This window comes from Candidatus Margulisiibacteriota bacterium, assembly GCA_018822365.1.
Taxonomy (GTDB): domain Bacteria; phylum Margulisbacteria; class WOR-1; order O2-12-FULL-45-9; family XYB2-FULL-48-7; genus XYB2-FULL-45-9.
In genome coordinates, this window is record JAHJKL010000055.1 from 1 (window position 1) to 14902 (window position 14902).

Here is a 14902-nt window from a genome sequence, read left to right on the forward strand (position 1 = left end):
GAGGAGAAGGCGTTAGGGGTAAATTTTCCCAGGCCGGTTACAGTCGCGACCATGGCTACAAGCCCCATCCAGAAGATCGGATAAAAGACGGCAAAAACCCACGACCAGAGCCCGGCGGGTTGGGTGAAGAGCTCCGCTTGTTTTTTTATGGGGTTCTTGCCGAAAAAAAAGAAGATCAGGGCGATCAGCGCCGGGACGTACATGTAATAGCCGAGATAAATTTCGGGCAATAAGCCGGAAAAGAGGACATATTGGGTGACCCAGCTGACGAGCAGGACGGTGACGATAAAAAACCAAACGCGATTTTTGTTCATTTAAGTGATTTTAACCGCATAAGAGTGGGAGTGTCAATGCACTCTGCCTTTGCCTCCGCCTCTGCCTCCGCCTCTGCCTTTGCCTATTCCTAATGCCTCTTTTAGCTTGAGTTCCGGAAGGCCAAGGCAAAGGCAGAGGAGAGATTGCCTCGACCCGGCAGGCAGAAAAAAAGACTTACACAGAATGTAAGCTTATCGAAGAGGCGGTTTTTTCTCCCCCATACGTCGAAAAAACCGCTTCTTGATATATCTACTGGCAAAAGGGGCTTGAACCAATAACTACAAGCTGCTCATCAACTCTTCATATGCAGTAATTATATATGGCATTTGTGGGGTGATGGTTTTCATATCAACATTTGTTAAATAGTTATGTGCTGATGTGTCTCCTAAAAACTTAATCCCTTTAACTTCGTTTGCTGTCCTATGACTTAAATATGGTATTCCTTTGTTCTTTTCCGTGGTTGCTATATCTATCATTTTCTCCAGCCCAAGTTTTTCGGTTTTATTAGTTTTATTTCCAATCCTAGCTAATTTATTATGTTTAGCAAATACTTTAAAAATTAGTTTTTCAAGTATTTTCCTTAAAAGAAAGGCTGTGCAAGTCCCACTATTGCCATAATTATGATCTAAATCTTTCATTTCAACCTTAAAATCTTTTTGCATTATTATTGCCAATGGTTTTGGAAGGACCGGCTGCTTTTTGGTGCGCCCCAAATGAGCTTCATCAGCAGAAATATCTTCGTTATAACTAACTAAGACCCAATTATTCCCTCTTATGCCGTTATGCTGAATAGCTTTAATAATGTCTTCCAGCATGAATTTTTTCATATAGGTATGAATCTCGTTTGATTTCATCCTTTTTCCATATTTCAACCTAATTTCTTGCAATACCTCCCCAGTGTTTCTAGGCATATCAAAATACCCGTTAATAATTAATTTTTTGATTAAATCATATTTACTGGCAGGCTTAATCTGGAGGGCGGCGCATCTCTGCTTAATATCCTTATTTTTCAGCATAAATAAAGTGGTTCTACTTCCTTTTTACAAATTCCCATTTTTTACTATTTTTTGCTCGCATTCTTGTTAATACCCGTTCCCTAACTAAGCTTAATAATCCCATGGAAATGGTTTCGCGGGAATAATGTCGGCCTTCTTGTTTGAGGAGTTCTATTATTTCGCTCCTTTGTTTCGGAGAATCTAGTTTTCCCTCATCAACAAGCAAACGCAGCCCACCTGTTGCGCCAGATGTGTTTATATTTGTTGATAATCTTGCGGGTTTAGTGGTTCTGGACTTGGTCAATTCCTTGTTCCCAATTAAAGAAATCAGTTCATTTGATAGGGCAGATAATTGTTCGGCTACTTCTATCATTCTTTTTGTTGTCATATTAGTCACCTCTTTGCAAATATGTAAAGGGCCCTTTGCCGCCTACCGCTTCCTCTCGTCTAATTACTTTTTTCTTAAGTAATCTTAACAAGGGTCTCATTAGAGAAGTGGTTGGTTTTTTTATGCCTTCAAGTCGCAGCCTCCTCTGTATGTCTGACAGCTTTCTGGGTTCCTTAAAATAACCGTCCTTCACAAGATTGTGTATTTCAGAAGTCAAGCCAGAAAACTTCAAAGTCGCGGGTTCATGTTTTCGTTTACTGTGTGATCTGGATTCCCCCATGGCCTTTTTCAGATCGACAAGTAGCCCTTCGATTTTTTCAATTATTACAATTACATCATTCATTTTACCCTCCTTCTTATTCAGTAAGTCAAATATTCCATTAATTATTAAGCATTATACCACATATCAAAGGAATAATCAACATTAGTAAGCAAGAGGCGGATTGAAAAAAAGGCTGTATATAGGCAAAAATAAGATAGATATAAATATGTATTTACTGTTTAGCATATTACTTGCATGGGCAAACTATTATGCTTTAAAGCCAGGAGAGGTCTTTCCCGATTACAAGTTCGGTCATTTCTGCATGATGTGTGTTTTTCATTGATATTGGCTTTGCTTTAAACCCATATTTATAAGCTAATGCTTTTACTTCCTCGGCGTTGTCATAGGTAAGAATAAAATCGCCCTTTAATGTTTTACATAATGCGAATAAATGTTCATGATCTATATCGTAATGCCTATATAGCCTTGCTCCGGCCCTTTTCCCTCCTGCAGTATAAGGAGGATCGATAAAGTAGGCCACATCACTTTTTGGGGAGTATTTGCTCATAACATCCATGCCATCCCCTTGTAAAAACAGCAGCTTATTTTTTATATAATTAATGGCTTTTATTCGTTTTGCTAAAGTGAGTGGATACCACCGAGATAATAATCCTTTGCCATTTTCTCCATACTTTACCAGGCCTGATCCCGCAGCTAATATACCACCATGATAAGTTCTATTCTTCAATATAGTTTGAAATGCTTTGTTTCTTACGTCCGAATGGCTTTTGTTTAATTCTGAAGATAGATTATTTAGGTTTAGTTCGAAATTTAATATTTTGTTAATCAACCAGTTGGCATGGCCGTCTACTAGTGATTGCCAAACAGCGGCAACTTGTTCATCTAACTCCACAAGTAAAGCTTTATCAGCCATATTTTCAAATATAGCCGTAAGGCTAATAATGCCCCCACCAGCGAATGGTTCAATGAGTAATGATGGCTTTTTGTGTTTGCTTTTTAGCCATTTACGAAAGGTCGGAACAAACCATGTTTTGCCGCCAGGGTAACGGAATAGGCTGCGTTGTGGTATTGAAGCCACATTAACTGTTTTCTTGTTTTCTTGATCAGTTTCTCGATTTTCGAGAAAGAGATTCTGTTGCATCTATTTTCTCCGGAGAGAAGAAATATCTAGCGTTTGGTTCTGTGGAGGTGTTTCAAGTTGCTGATCAAGTTTATCTTGTAAAACTTTAATAAAATCATTAACGTTGCCGGGTTTGGACGTTGTAATAGCGCTTAAAGCAGAGAAAAATTTCGTATAAACAGTATCTACTTTCTTTAGTGTGAAGGAATCGCCTTGAGGCACTAAGTCATATAACAGCCAGGCCATTTCTGCTTTATTCTGTGGGACTGGCCGTAATTTTGGTAAGGTTTTAAAGAAACTTCTATTCAAAGCAACAGCAATTTTCTTATTCCAGGTGTTTAGTATGCCGCCCTTGAATAGCAACTGTGGGGCAAGGCGCTTCCGAGAAGAAGATAAATAATCCGGCCTGGGATAATTAGGCTCACTTAGCCAATCCATGTTTGCATGCGTTTTTGGGCTCTTCATGTAATATGCAAATGGATCCCTTATATTGCCTGAAATATATACTGCTTGAATTTCTAATGAGCCAAAATCACAGACTTTGCCATTCCGATCATAGGAAACTAGAACAATATCAATGTTTCCTGCCGATTTCCCTTCTTCATCAACCAGTCTTACTTCTGTTAATGAGGTCCAATTTGTTCCTTTAGGAAAGAAAAACTCGGCTGCATCATCGGTTATTATCCACTTCTCTCGAAATCTAATAGGACAAGTTATTACGGGGTTGCTTTCGTAGTAGACACTGCAAACACCTAGTGGGTCTTTTGCTTTGTCTTTAGTACAATTTGGGACCTTATTATTAAAAGGACAAAGACGCTTTGAACGATAGCGATTGGCGGCGTCGCTTTGATCGGAAGAGGTAAACCCAAATATTTCTGATAAAGGGTGTTTAATCTTTTGTTTTGCCATAGTTGTTAAAACATCGAAATCACAAATATCTTATACTATATAGCGGTGAATTTCAATTACAACAGAGTTTATTCATCCATCTGCACCCCGCGCATCTATCTGAATGGGGAGGGGGAGGGCAGGCAGAGGCAAAGGCTAAGGCAAAGGCAGAGGCAGAGGAGAAAGGCAGAGGGAAAGGTCTGATGGCAATAAAATTGCTTATTCAATAGCATGCGCTATGAAACCTTTGAGGACTTTCCTGTTTATAAAATGAGCGTCCAGTTAGCCAAGGAGATCAATTCTTTATCCCTAAATATTAAAAACATAGGTTTTAATTTTCTAAAGGACCAAATCCGTCGGGCGTCGTCTTCTATTGTCCTTAATATAGCCGAAGGAGCAGGGAAGTGGGGGAAGAAAGACAAAGCTAATTATTATCGGACAAGCAGAGGATCGTGCTATGAGTGTTTAGCCGCAATCGATCTGTTTGAAGCTTATGGCCTTATAAATACGGATAAAAGCACTGAAATAAAAGACGATCTAAAAGAAATTGCCAATAGCCTCAATGCCTTAATGTCATCAATTGAAAAAAGATAATTCCTTGCCTGCGCCTTCTTCCTTTGCCTCTGCCTCGGCCTTTGCCTTCCGGAACGCAAGCTAAAAAAGGCAAAGGCTAAGGCATAGGAGAGATTGCGCCATGAAGGACTTTCCCGACACGCAATAATTACCAAATATGCACCATGTAGGACTTGAACCTACAACCAACTGATTAAGAGTCAGCTGCTCTGCCAATTGAGCTAATGGTGCATATTTGGTTTTCAATGAACGTCGGGATCCCGCCGGTTCCACTATTATTATACCTTATAATGATCGGCGGGAGAACCTTCAACCAACTGATTAAGAGTCAGCTGCTCTGCCAATTGAGCTAATGGCGCATATAATAAAATGGGCGAGAGAGGATTTGAACCTCCAAGCCTTACGGCACATGGTCCTAAGCCATGCGTGTCTGCCAGTTCCACCACTCGCCCTCGTGGATAGGAAACGGGCCCGAGAGGGATCGAACCTCCGACCTACGGATTAGAAATCCGTTGCTCTATCCAACTGAGCTACGGGCCCAGCGCCATGCAACAACTAACGACACGTTCGTCCTACGGACTCACTACAACCAACAACTGATTATCATAAAATGATAAGTTGTCAGTTGTAGGCCCGACATACGTCGGGCCATGTTGTCAGTTGGCAGTTAAACAAGCGGGAGACGAGATTCGAACTCGCGACATCCACCTTGGAAGGGTGGCGCTCTACCATCTGAGCTACTCCCGCGCCCAAATTAACCTAGTTTTACATGGGCCCAGGCTTATGCTTTGAACGTACTGCCGCTTTTGTTCATCCACATCGCGAACAGGATCAGCAGCAGGCCGACGGTAACGATGATTGTCTTGATCTCAAAGCCCAGGTTCTGCACGGTGAGCGGCAGGACCAGGATCGCAACCAGGTTCATCACCTTGATCAATGGATTGAGAGCCGGACCGGCGGTGTCTTTGAACGGATCGCCGACGGTATCGCCAATGACGGAAGCTTTGTGGGCTTCGCTCCCTTTGCCGCCATGCAAGCCCATTTCGATCACTTTTTTAGCATTGTCCCAGATCGCGCCGGAGTTGGAGAGGAGTACTGCCATGATCTGGCCGACCAGGATCGCCCCGACCAGGAAACCGCCTAACGCCGCGGTGCCGAAAGCAAAGGCGACGATGATCGGAGAGACGACCGCCAGGATCGCCGGGCCGACTAATTCTCTCTGCGCGGCAAGAGTGACGATATCAACGCATTTATCGTATTCCGGTTTGTTCTTTCTTTGCATAATGCCGGGGATCTCGCGGAACTGACGGCGGACCTCTTCCACGACGGTGATCGCGGCTTTACTGACCGCTCTGATCAGGAACGAGGAGAAGAGGACCGGGACCGAGCCGCCGATCAAAAGACCGATAAAAACATCGGGTGAATTGATCTGAATGCCGGTCGCGATCAAACCGCCTTCTTCCACAAAGGAGCGGAAAAGGGCGATAGCGGCAATAACCGCGGTCGCGATGGCAAAACCCTTGGTCAGCGCTTTGGTCGTGTTGCCGACCGCGTCAAGCTTGGAAACGATCTTTTCGGCCCGGCTCCCCTGTCCACGATAGGTGCCGGACATCTCAAAAATGCCGTTGGCGTTATCGGCGATCGGGCCGTAGGTGTCCATCGCCAGGATGAAACCGGTGGTGGTCAAAAGTCCCAGGCCGGCCAGCGCGACACCGTATGCCGATAAAGCGATATTTCCGCCAAAGATCGCCATGGAGGCGAAAATAGTGGCGGCGATGGCGACGATTGCCCAGAAGGATGATTCAAGCCCGAGGCCGAAACCGGTCAGGATCGTGGTCGCGGACCCGGTGTTGGCCGAATGCGCGGTCTCTTTGACCGGCCGGTGTTCGGTATGCGTAAAGTAATTGGTCATGGCTTCAATGGAGATCGCCAGGATGATGCCGACCAGTGTGGCCAGCGAGAAGCGCCAGTCGGGGAGGCCGGTCTTTGGATCTTTCAAATAGAAGTAATTGACGGTCACAAAGCCGATGATCGAAGCGATCGCCGCGACATAGAAGCCGAAGTTGATAGGTTTCATCGGGTCGCCGATCTCTTCGGTATCTTCCCCGCGGACTGCCCAGGTCCCGATGATCGAGGCGAAAACCCCGATCGCCCGGACAAGCAAGGGATAAATGATCAGCTTGAGCGCCATCAGCGAAGCCGCGGCGCCGTAGTAGAGCTGAAAGCTCTTGTCGGCCAGAGTGGCTGCGCCGAGAATAATTGCCGCGACAAGCGTGACCTCATAGCTTTCAAAAACGTCGGCCGCCATACCGGCGCAGTCTCCGACATTGTCGCCAACGTTGTCGGCGATGACCGCCGCGTTGCGGGCGTCGTCTTCAGGGATATTCTGTTCGACTTTACCGACGAGATCGGCCCCGACGTCAGCCGCTTTGGTGTAGATCCCGCCGCCGATCCTCATGAATAAGGCGACCAAACATCCGCCAAAACCGAAGCCAACCAGGACTTTCATCGCGTTCTCGCGGAAGATCAGGAAGATCACCGTCGCGCCAAGCAGACCAAAGCCGACGGTGAACATGCCGGAAACCGTGCCGGCCTGGAAGGCGACTTCCAGCGCTTTTTTGAAGCTGGTGAGGGCGGCGTTAGCGACGCGGACATTGGCCCGGACCGCCAGGCTCATGCCGACATAGCCGGCGCCGGCCGAAGCGATCGAACCAAGCAGGAAGGCGATCGCGATCCCCAGCGGGAGGGTCGGATTACCGGCGTAGACCGGCAGATAAATAAAGAAAAGGGCGATACTGATCAAGGCGATGAAAATCCCCATGACCTTGAATTGGCGGGCCAGATAGGCGCTGGAGCCGTCCTGGATCGCTTTGGCGACCTCAACCATTTCTTTGGAGCCGGCCGGTGCGTCAAGCACCTTCCAGGCAAGATAGATCCCGTATAAAATAGCCAGGATAGCGGAACCGAAGACAAACCAGAGCAGATTCATTTCAAGCATACGCAGGGCCGGAAGCACAACATTAGATTCAGACATTTTTTTACCCCTTTCCTTTATGTAAATATTGCTTCAGTCGAAGCAGTTGCCATTTTAACAAAAATAGGAGAAAAAAACAACAGAAGATGGGAAAAGAGGAGTAAAAATCGGGGTGATAGGATTTGAACCTACGGCCTTCCCGGTCCGACCGGGACGCTCTACCAGGCTGTAGCTAAAAAATCGGGGTGATAGGATTTGAACCTACGGCCTCCTGGTCCCAAACCAGGCGCTCTACCAAGCTAAGCTACACCCCGATTTTAAGTTAGTTTATCATTAATTATAGACGTGGTCAAACCTGATGAAATAAAATGAGTGAAATTTTTACTGTTGGGGTACGATAATTGGATGGCTGGAATATTCGTGACTTGCTCGATCTGATTACCCTCACCGGAATCAACCTGCTAGACGGTATTTCAGCCTTTTACTATTATACCCCGTTTTGGCCTGTAAGTCAAGGAAGAGCGAGGGGAGGGTTATTTCCCTTTTTCGATGAATTCTCTGGCTGAAGTGGCTGCAATTGCCCCATCCGCAGCGGCGGTGACAACCTGGCGAAGAAGTTTTGCTCTGACGTCGCCGGCGGCAAAGATCCCCAGTGCGGAGGTTTTCATGTTTTCATCAGTAATGATAAAGCCGCGCTCGTCAAGCTTGACCACCCCTTTGACCGCATCAATGTTGGGATGGTAACCGATGTAAACAAAGACCCCGTTGGCCGGCACGGTCAGTTTTTTCTTTGAAAGCAGGTCCAGAATGACGATCCCATTGACGACCTTGTCTCCGACGATCTCTTGCACGGTTGAATTCCAATGAAAATAGATCTTGGGATGGCTTTGCGCTTTTTCGGCGACTATCCGGTCGGCCCGGAGTTTGTCGCGGCGATGGACGATCGTTACCTTGCTGGCGTATCGCGTCAGGAAAAGGGCTTCTTCTACGGCGGAATTGCCGCCGCCGACCACAACGACCGATTTGTCCTGGTAAAAAGCACCGTCGCAAACCGCGCAATAGGAGACTCCCCGTCCGGTAAAGGCCTCTTCTCCCGGAATGCCGAGTTTGGCCGGGTCCGAGCCGGTCGCGATGATCACCGATTTGCCGAAATAGCTTTTACCGTCAATAATGACTTCCCGGTTCCGCTTGCCGTTCTTGACCTGGACCGCTTTTCCCCAGACGATCTGTGGAGATAGCTTTTTGACCTGGCTTTCCAGGCGCTGGCCAAGCTCCTGGCCGGAGATCCCGTCCGGGAATCCGGGATAGTTGTCGATCTTGAAGGTCGTGGTCGCCAGTCCCCCCAGGATCATTTTTTCCACCAGCAGGACATTTAGTTTAGAGCGGAGAGCGTATAGGGCCGCCGTCAGTCCGGCCGGTCCGCCGCCGACAATTATTGCGTCGTACGCTTTATCTTCTTCAATTATGATCGCCTGTTGCGGTTTGGGTTGGGTTTTAATTATCATTTTATTTATTGATCACCAGTTTGCTTTTTCCGACCAGCGATATTTTCTGTTCTTTGAGCGAGACCATGACCTGATCGCTGGTCAGCTTGTTAGTCCCTTGTTCCGCTTTGGCATTACCGGAGAGGACGATTTGCTGGTCTTCGGTAAAATAGTCGGCTTTATCTCCCCAGGCCTTGATGTCGCGGAAGCTGATAGTGACTTCAGTGGAGAGCTTTAGCTTCTTTTTTTGCTGGTAATATTGGATGTTTTTCGCTGTGATGTATGCATCATGCCATCTGATCCTGGGATTGCCGATCGCGGTAAAAATATCCTGGCTTCCGGTGATCTCAAAAGATTCGGCCTCCAGGGTTGCCGGGATCGAGCCGGCAGGGCCAATGATGATCCTGGGGGAGCCGCTTAGCTCCATTTTTTTGAACTCAACATCGCCGCTTAAGGTCTCGGCGTAAGCGGCGGCGTCACCTTTGTTCAGCATGATCCCTCCCTGACAAACAAGTTTTTGGTCGGCCAGGCGCCAGCGGAGGTTTTTGGCCTTGAACCAGTAACCAAGTCCTTTTTTATATTCTTTGGGGAAAGAGAAGAAAGAGAACTTGCCGGCCCGGATCGAACTGACGAGCTGGTCGATCTTTCCTTCGGACGCGATGTCGTATCCGACCGGGTTGTCAAGATAGATCTCTTTTTTGTCTTTTTCCCAGAGGGCGGCGGGGGAGGAGAATTTTAAGACCGCTTTCCCTTTATTAAAAAATGTCCCTTCAACATTTTGCAGGGCGGCGAGACCGGCGTTTTTATTGAGCATTCCGGTGTCGGCCTCGAGCTGCCAGTATTTGACCCCGTTGACGACCTCTTCGACAGTGACTTTTTTAAAGATCAGGTCGGCCTTTTTTTCCTGCTCCTTGAGCGAATTATAGATTCGTCCGGAAACATCCTCTTTGGGGACAAAAAGAGCCCAGTAGAAGATCCAGATGAAGAAAATGATGGCTAAGATTGGGAGCAGGCGTTTCATTGTTTTAGTAACCCAGGGCGCGTAGCCTAACCGCTTCCATTGTTTCCAGAAACCCTTTCCATTTGTCCCCTTTGCGGTTGTACCCTTCGCCGAGCAGAAGATGGAGGGCGGCAACGTTGCTGTCGATCGCCAGGCCCTTCTTGGTCGCGGCCATGGCGGTCTCGGTCTCGCCAAGCTCGCCGTAGATCAGGGCGAGATAGCCGTAGGCCCAGACGTTATATGGGTCGATCTTGATGACATTGTCCAGTTCCCTGATCGCTTCCCTTTTACGTTCGTTGAAATAATAGGCAAAGGCGAGGCGGAAGCGGAGCCGCCAGTCGCCTGGGTCCTCGGTCACTTTTTTCTCGTATAGTTCCAATCCTTTTTTCTTGAAGCCAGGGTCAAGCTCCACGGTTTTTTTGAGGTTGTTCCAGCCGTCTTGCAGGTTGTTGGTGTAGGCCATGGTAATTGCCAGGTCAAAACGGGTGCCTGGATCGTTAGGATTGGCCCGGACCGCTTCTTGCTTGGTGTTTAATTCTTTTTGGAGCTCTGGGGTGATCCGCCAGGCGATTGACGGCAAAGCCGTAAGTAGTAAGCAGTAAGCGGCAAGCAAAAACAAACCAAGTGTTTTTAAACTCATTTTTTACCTCCCAGGATTTTAGCGACAATGTTGGTGGTTGAGCGCCCCTTGATCGGGGGGATAACGACGACTTTTCCGCCCAGCGACTCCACGATCTTTTTTTCGGGAAGATCGTTGATCTTGTAATCCCCCCCCTTGACGTGAACGTTGGGGGAGACCGCTTTGATCAGGTTATCCGGACGCAGATCGCTGAATATGATAACGTAATCGACGCATTCCAGAGAGGCGAGGATCTCCGCCCGCTCCATTTCCGAAACATACGGGCGGCTCGGTCCTTTGAGCGCGGCGACTGATTTGTCGCTGTTGACCCCTACGATCAGGACGTCTCCCAGTTTTTTGGCTTCCCGCAGGTAGCGGACATGGCCGAGATGGAGAAGGTCGAAGCAGCCGTTGGTGAAGACCACTTTCAGCCCTTCGTTTTTGAGGTTCCGGGCGATCGGGGCGATCTCCTGGCGGGATTTGATCTTTCTGGTGATCGGCTCGTGTCCGGCCAGGGCTTCTTCGAGCTCTTCCCTGAAACAGGGGGCGGTCCCGATCTTGCCGACCACTACCGAGCCGGCAAAGTTGGACAGCAAGGTCGCTTCTTTCATGGAGGCTCCGGCGGCCAGGGTCAGGGCGATAGTGGCAATAACCGCGTCTCCCGCTCCGGTAATGTCAAAAACCTCACGTGGTACAGCTGGAAAGGTTTTGGCATCTTTGTTGTCAAACAGGGTCATGCCGTCGCGTCCCCGAGTGATCAGGGCAAAACGGCTTTTGGCTTTTTTTATGATCGCTTTTCCGGCGGCAAGCAGGGTGGCGTCATCTTTAATATCGATCCCGGAGGCGACGGTCGCTTCCCGAAGGTTGGGGGTAATGATCGTCACTCCGGCATATTTGGCGTAATCGGCTCCTTTCGGATCAACTGCGACCGCTTTTTTGTTGGCGCGGGCAAATTTAATGGCGGCCTGGCAGATCGTCTTGGTAACCAGCCCTTTTTCATAATCAGAAATGATAACCGCGTCAACGCGGGGGATCAATTCTTTTAGCCGTTTGATGATCTGCTGGGTCAGGAGGGGGGAGAGGATCGATTTATCTTCCCGGTCGACCCGGACAACATGTTGCGAAGCGGCAATGATCCGCGATTTTAAAATTGTTGGCCTGATATCGTCAGAAATAATGTAATTGGTAGAGATCCCGATCTTCTTTAGCGCGTTAAGCAGTTTTTCTCCGGAACTATCCCGGCCGATCAGCCCGACCAGGTAGGGTGTTGCCCCCAGCGCGGCAATATTGGCGGCGACGTTGCCGCATCCCCCCGGAACGTGGGTCGTTTTCTTGACATCGGCAATGGGGACCGGCGCTTCGGGAGAGATCCGGGAGACAGAGCTCCAAATATGTTCGTCAAGCATCAAGTCGCCGACGATCAGGATCTTTTTGCCGGTAAAACCAGGGATATATTTTTTTAGATTATCCACAGCAAACTCCTTGTGACGGTCGGGGCTAGTTTACCATATTACTGGTCGACTATCCAAGCCGCCGCTTCGGTCAGATCTTTGGCAATGTGGTTAGCCGGTTGTTTTAATTTGGATCTGGATTCCGTGCCGACTCCGGTCAGGACCAGAATAGTTTTGGTGCCGGCTCCCTGGCCCGCCTCAATGTCGCTCACTTTGTCACCGATCATGAAAGAACGGTCAAGGTTGACCTGGTTTTCTTTGGCTGCCCTAATAAGCATGCCTGGGGATGGTTTGCGGCATTCGCATTCATCATTATATGGATACACCCCATGGTCGGGATGATGAGGGCAGTAATAGGATGCGTCAAGATGCGCTCCCTGGGCCAGCAAGAGCTTATGCATTGTTTTGTCAATTGTCTGGAGCATATCTTCGGAGAGGAGTCCCCGGGCGACCCCGGATTGGTTGCTGATCACCATGACCAGAAAGCCGGCTTCATTCAACCGCTTGATCCCGTCGATCGCTCCCGGGAGAAATTCGATCTCTTTCGGATTGCTGAGGTAATGAACATCTTTGATGATGGTTCCGTCGCGATCCAGGAAGACCGCTCGTTTTTGCTTTTCCATTAACTTATTATAGCATGACCCGATTGTGCTATAATAGCCAAACTATGTATGCCGCCACGCTGGCCAACATGATCAATGAACTGCAGAAATTGCCGGGGATCGGGCCGAAATCGGCCCAGAGGATCGCCTTTCATCTGTTAGGAAGCACCGAAAAGGGGATCGCTGATCTGTTGGCTTCCATTCGCCTGGCGAAAGAAAGTATTCGCCATTGCTCGGTCTGTTACAACATAACTGATATTGATCCCTGCAAACTCTGCTCCGATACCAGCCGGGACAATTCCGTTCTTTGCGTGGTCGGAGAACCAAAAGACCTGGTAGCGATCGAACGTTCTGGTGTGTATAATGGCAAATACCATGTTTTGGGGGGAGTGATCTCTCCTCTGGATGGGATCGACCCGGAAAGCCTGAGGATCAAAGAATTGCTTACCCGTCTTGGCAAGGAAGGGATCAAAGAGATCGTCCTGGCGGTCAATTCGACGACCGAAGGGGAGGCAACCATTATATATCTGACCAGGCTGATCAAGCCATTGGGGATCAAGCTGACCAGGATCGCGTATGGTCTTCCGGTTGGAGCGGACATGGATTATGCTGATCCGGCGACTCTTTATAAGGCCCTGGAAGGGCGAAGAGAGGTTGTTTCATGATAAATCTATTGCACTGGTACCGGAAAACATGGTGGCAGATCATGGCCAAGCCGATCTATTTTTACGTAAGGCTGAAAGAAGAGAGCTGGAAAGAAAAGGCCTACTCGTTCTTTTTGGTCTCTGCCTGGCTGGTCGCGTTCGCGATGACCGCCGGGGTTTTCTTTTTTCAATACTGGCCGGTTGGCGCGACCCTGATCGAAGGGATCTCCGGCTATAAATTGCTGGTGATCATGCCGGTCATGCTGACCCTGGCTTTTGTTTTTTTCCTGATCACTTTTTTTATCCTGGCCGGGTTGCTGATCGTTTCCCTGACCGCCGCTTTTTTTGTGCTCTCCTATGTCCTTCATTATATATATAGCAGCCTTGGCGGGCGAGGGTCAGTTGAGCGGACTTTACAAGCCGTTTTTTACAGTTCCGCTTTCATCGTTGGCGCCTGGCTGATGATGATCATCGCTTTTTTAACCCATTTCGAGCTTCTTTCGTTCGAGCTTTTTCGGGTCGGTTTTAATTTTATTTTTGTTTTGCTGATCGTTTATCTTTACGGTCTTCTGGCGGTGATCGGCCGACGTATTTACGGCGTCCCCAAGTGGAAAGCCTTTGCCGGGGCGCTGGTCCCATTTTTCTTGTTGTTGATTTTTGCGTTCTTGTTTGATAAAATCGGAATGGAAAGGTTGAAATCATGGATAACACCGTTGAAATAAGATGGCATGGCCGTGGGGGTCAGGGAGCAAAGACCGCTGCGCTTCTCTTTGGAGAAGCGGCAATGTCCCTGGGTAAATATATTCAGGCTTTTCCGGAATACGGCCCGGAGCGGATGGGCGCGCCGGTCGCTTCGTTTAACCGCATCTCCAGCCAACCGATCAATCTCCACTGTTCGATCACCAATCCCAGCCTGGTTGTGGTCCTTGACCCGACCCTAATGGGAAAGGTTGACGTAACTGACGGGATGCCGGATGGCGGCGCGATCATTGTCAACACTACGAGCAAGCCGGCGGAGATCAAAAAACAGCTGGGGAAAGAGATCAAAGTCTATACCGTTGACGCTTCCGGCATTTCGAAGGAGACGATAGGCCGTGACATTCCCAACACCCCGATGCTTGGCGCCCTGGCCAAGGTTAGCGGGATTCTTGATTTTGACATGATGATGAAAGACATGGAAAAGAAACTCTCCGAGAAATTTAAAAACAAGCCTGAGATCGTCAAGGGGAACCTGGCAGCGATCAAACGGGCGTATAGCGAGGTACATGCCGAATGACAACTGATAAACAGGGTTGGAAAAAACTGCCGCCGGGCGATGTTGTCCAGGGTGGGACTGCGGAATCATTTGAGACCGGAGATTGGCGGAGCGAGCGGCCGACCTGGCATGCCGACCGCTGTATCCAATGTCTGCAGTGCTGGATCTATTGTCCCGACTCCTCAATTATAGTAAAGGACTCAAAAATGACCGGCATCGATTACAAACACTGTAAAGGATGCGGGATCTGCGCTAAAGAATGCCCCGTGAAGCCGGAAAAGGCGATCACCATGGGGCCGGAAGGAAAATAG

Annotated in this window: 17 protein-coding genes and 5 tRNA genes; 5 read left to right on the forward strand and 17 right to left on the reverse strand. The window is 48.4% G+C overall.

Annotated elements, in window-relative coordinates:
• From KKF06_04630 to KKF06_04655, 6 genes are all read right to left on the reverse strand, one after another.
• Positions 1–314, reverse strand: a 314-nt coding sequence (locus KKF06_04630; protein ID MBU1617048.1) for a hypothetical protein, incomplete at its 3' end; no start/stop codon positions are given.
• 279 nt (positions 315–593) lie between these two features.
• Positions 594–1331 carry a hypothetical protein gene (locus KKF06_04635; protein MBU1617049.1) on the reverse strand — a complete coding sequence of 246 codons (738 nt, stop codon included), beginning with the start codon at positions 1329–1331 and terminating at the stop codon, positions 594–596.
• A gap of 13 nt (positions 1332–1344) precedes the next feature.
• A complete protein-coding gene (locus tag KKF06_04640) occupies positions 1345–1698 on the reverse strand; it encodes a hypothetical protein (GenBank protein ID MBU1617050.1) in 354 nt (117 codons plus the stop codon).
• Between the two features lies 1 nt (position 1699).
• A complete protein-coding gene (locus KKF06_04645; GenBank protein ID MBU1617051.1) occupies positions 1700–2041 on the reverse strand; it encodes a hypothetical protein in 342 nt (113 codons plus the stop codon).
• A gap of 193 nt (positions 2042–2234) precedes the next feature.
• Complete coding sequence (locus tag KKF06_04650; GenBank protein ID MBU1617052.1) at positions 2235–3122, reverse strand: DNA adenine methylase; 888 nt, start codon at positions 3120–3122, stop codon at positions 2235–2237.
• Entirely contained in the window at positions 3123–4010 is an 888-nt protein-coding gene (locus KKF06_04655) for a hypothetical protein (protein ID MBU1617053.1), read from the reverse strand.
• Between the two features lie 210 nt (positions 4011–4220).
• On the opposite strand from KKF06_04655, the gene KKF06_04660 reads away from it, so the two are divergent.
• On the forward strand, positions 4221–4583 hold the full coding sequence (locus KKF06_04660; protein MBU1617054.1) for a four helix bundle protein: 363 nt from the start codon (positions 4221–4223) through the stop codon (positions 4581–4583).
• Positions 4584–4720: 137 nt separating this feature from the next.
• Here KKF06_04660 and KKF06_04665 read toward each other — a convergent pair.
• The 11 genes from KKF06_04665 to gmhB all read right to left on the reverse strand — a co-directional run bounded on the left by KKF06_04665 (position 4721) and on the right by gmhB (position 12713).
• Positions 4721–4793 (reverse strand) — tRNA-Lys (locus KKF06_04665).
• 139 nt (positions 4794–4932) lie between these two features.
• Positions 4933–5014 (reverse strand) — tRNA-Leu (locus tag KKF06_04670).
• Between the two features lie 14 nt (positions 5015–5028).
• Positions 5029–5102, reverse strand: a tRNA-Arg gene (locus tag KKF06_04675).
• A gap of 134 nt (positions 5103–5236) precedes the next feature.
• Positions 5237–5309, reverse strand: a tRNA-Gly gene (locus tag KKF06_04680).
• 34 nt (positions 5310–5343) lie between these two features.
• The gene (locus KKF06_04685; GenBank protein ID MBU1617055.1) at positions 5344–7596 is read right to left on the reverse strand and encodes a sodium-translocating pyrophosphatase; all 2253 of its coding nucleotides are present in this window, start codon (positions 7594–7596) and stop codon (positions 5344–5346) included.
• 180 nt (positions 7597–7776) lie between these two features.
• A tRNA-Pro gene (locus KKF06_04690) sits at positions 7777–7850 on the reverse strand.
• Between the two features lie 219 nt (positions 7851–8069).
• The gene (gene trxB / locus KKF06_04695; protein ID MBU1617056.1) at positions 8070–9041 is read right to left on the reverse strand and encodes a thioredoxin-disulfide reductase; all 972 of its coding nucleotides are present in this window, start codon (positions 9039–9041) and stop codon (positions 8070–8072) included.
• Between the two features lies 1 nt (position 9042).
• The gene (locus KKF06_04700; protein ID MBU1617057.1) at positions 9043–10041 is read right to left on the reverse strand and encodes a hypothetical protein; all 999 of its coding nucleotides are present in this window, start codon (positions 10039–10041) and stop codon (positions 9043–9045) included.
• 4 nt (positions 10042–10045) lie between these two features.
• On the reverse strand, positions 10046–10660 hold the full coding sequence (locus tag KKF06_04705) for a tetratricopeptide repeat protein (protein ID MBU1617058.1): 615 nt from the start codon (positions 10658–10660) through the stop codon (positions 10046–10048).
• On the reverse strand, positions 10657–12111 hold the full coding sequence (gene rfaE1, locus KKF06_04710; GenBank protein MBU1617059.1) for a D-glycero-beta-D-manno-heptose-7-phosphate kinase: 1455 nt from the start codon (positions 12109–12111) through the stop codon (positions 10657–10659). The genes KKF06_04705 and rfaE1 overlap by 4 nt, the downstream gene beginning before the upstream one ends.
• A 38-nt stretch (positions 12112–12149) precedes the next feature.
• Positions 12150–12713 carry a D-glycero-beta-D-manno-heptose 1,7-bisphosphate 7-phosphatase gene (gmhB, locus tag KKF06_04715; protein ID MBU1617060.1) on the reverse strand — a complete coding sequence of 188 codons (564 nt, stop codon included), beginning with the start codon at positions 12711–12713 and terminating at the stop codon, positions 12150–12152.
• A gap of 44 nt (positions 12714–12757) precedes the next feature.
• Here gmhB and recR point away from each other — a divergent pair, with 44 nt between their 5' ends.
• Genes recR through KKF06_04735 form a run of 4 tightly spaced genes read left to right on the forward strand, consistent with a single transcriptional unit; the run spans position 12758 to position 14902 of the window.
• A complete protein-coding gene (gene recR / locus KKF06_04720; GenBank protein MBU1617061.1) occupies positions 12758–13357 on the forward strand; it encodes a recombination mediator RecR in 600 nt (199 codons plus the stop codon).
• Positions 13354–14058, forward strand: coding sequence for a hypothetical protein (locus KKF06_04725; protein ID MBU1617062.1), 705 nt, complete (start codon positions 13354–13356; stop codon positions 14056–14058). The genes recR and KKF06_04725 overlap by 4 nt, the downstream gene beginning before the upstream one ends.
• Positions 14037–14612 carry a 2-oxoacid:acceptor oxidoreductase family protein gene (locus KKF06_04730; protein MBU1617063.1) on the forward strand — a complete coding sequence of 192 codons (576 nt, stop codon included), beginning with the start codon at positions 14037–14039 and terminating at the stop codon, positions 14610–14612. Before KKF06_04725 ends, KKF06_04730 begins: the two co-directional genes overlap by 22 nt.
• On the forward strand, positions 14609–14902 hold the full coding sequence (locus tag KKF06_04735; protein MBU1617064.1) for a 4Fe-4S binding protein: 294 nt from the start codon (positions 14609–14611) through the stop codon (positions 14900–14902). Before KKF06_04730 ends, KKF06_04735 begins: the two co-directional genes overlap by 4 nt.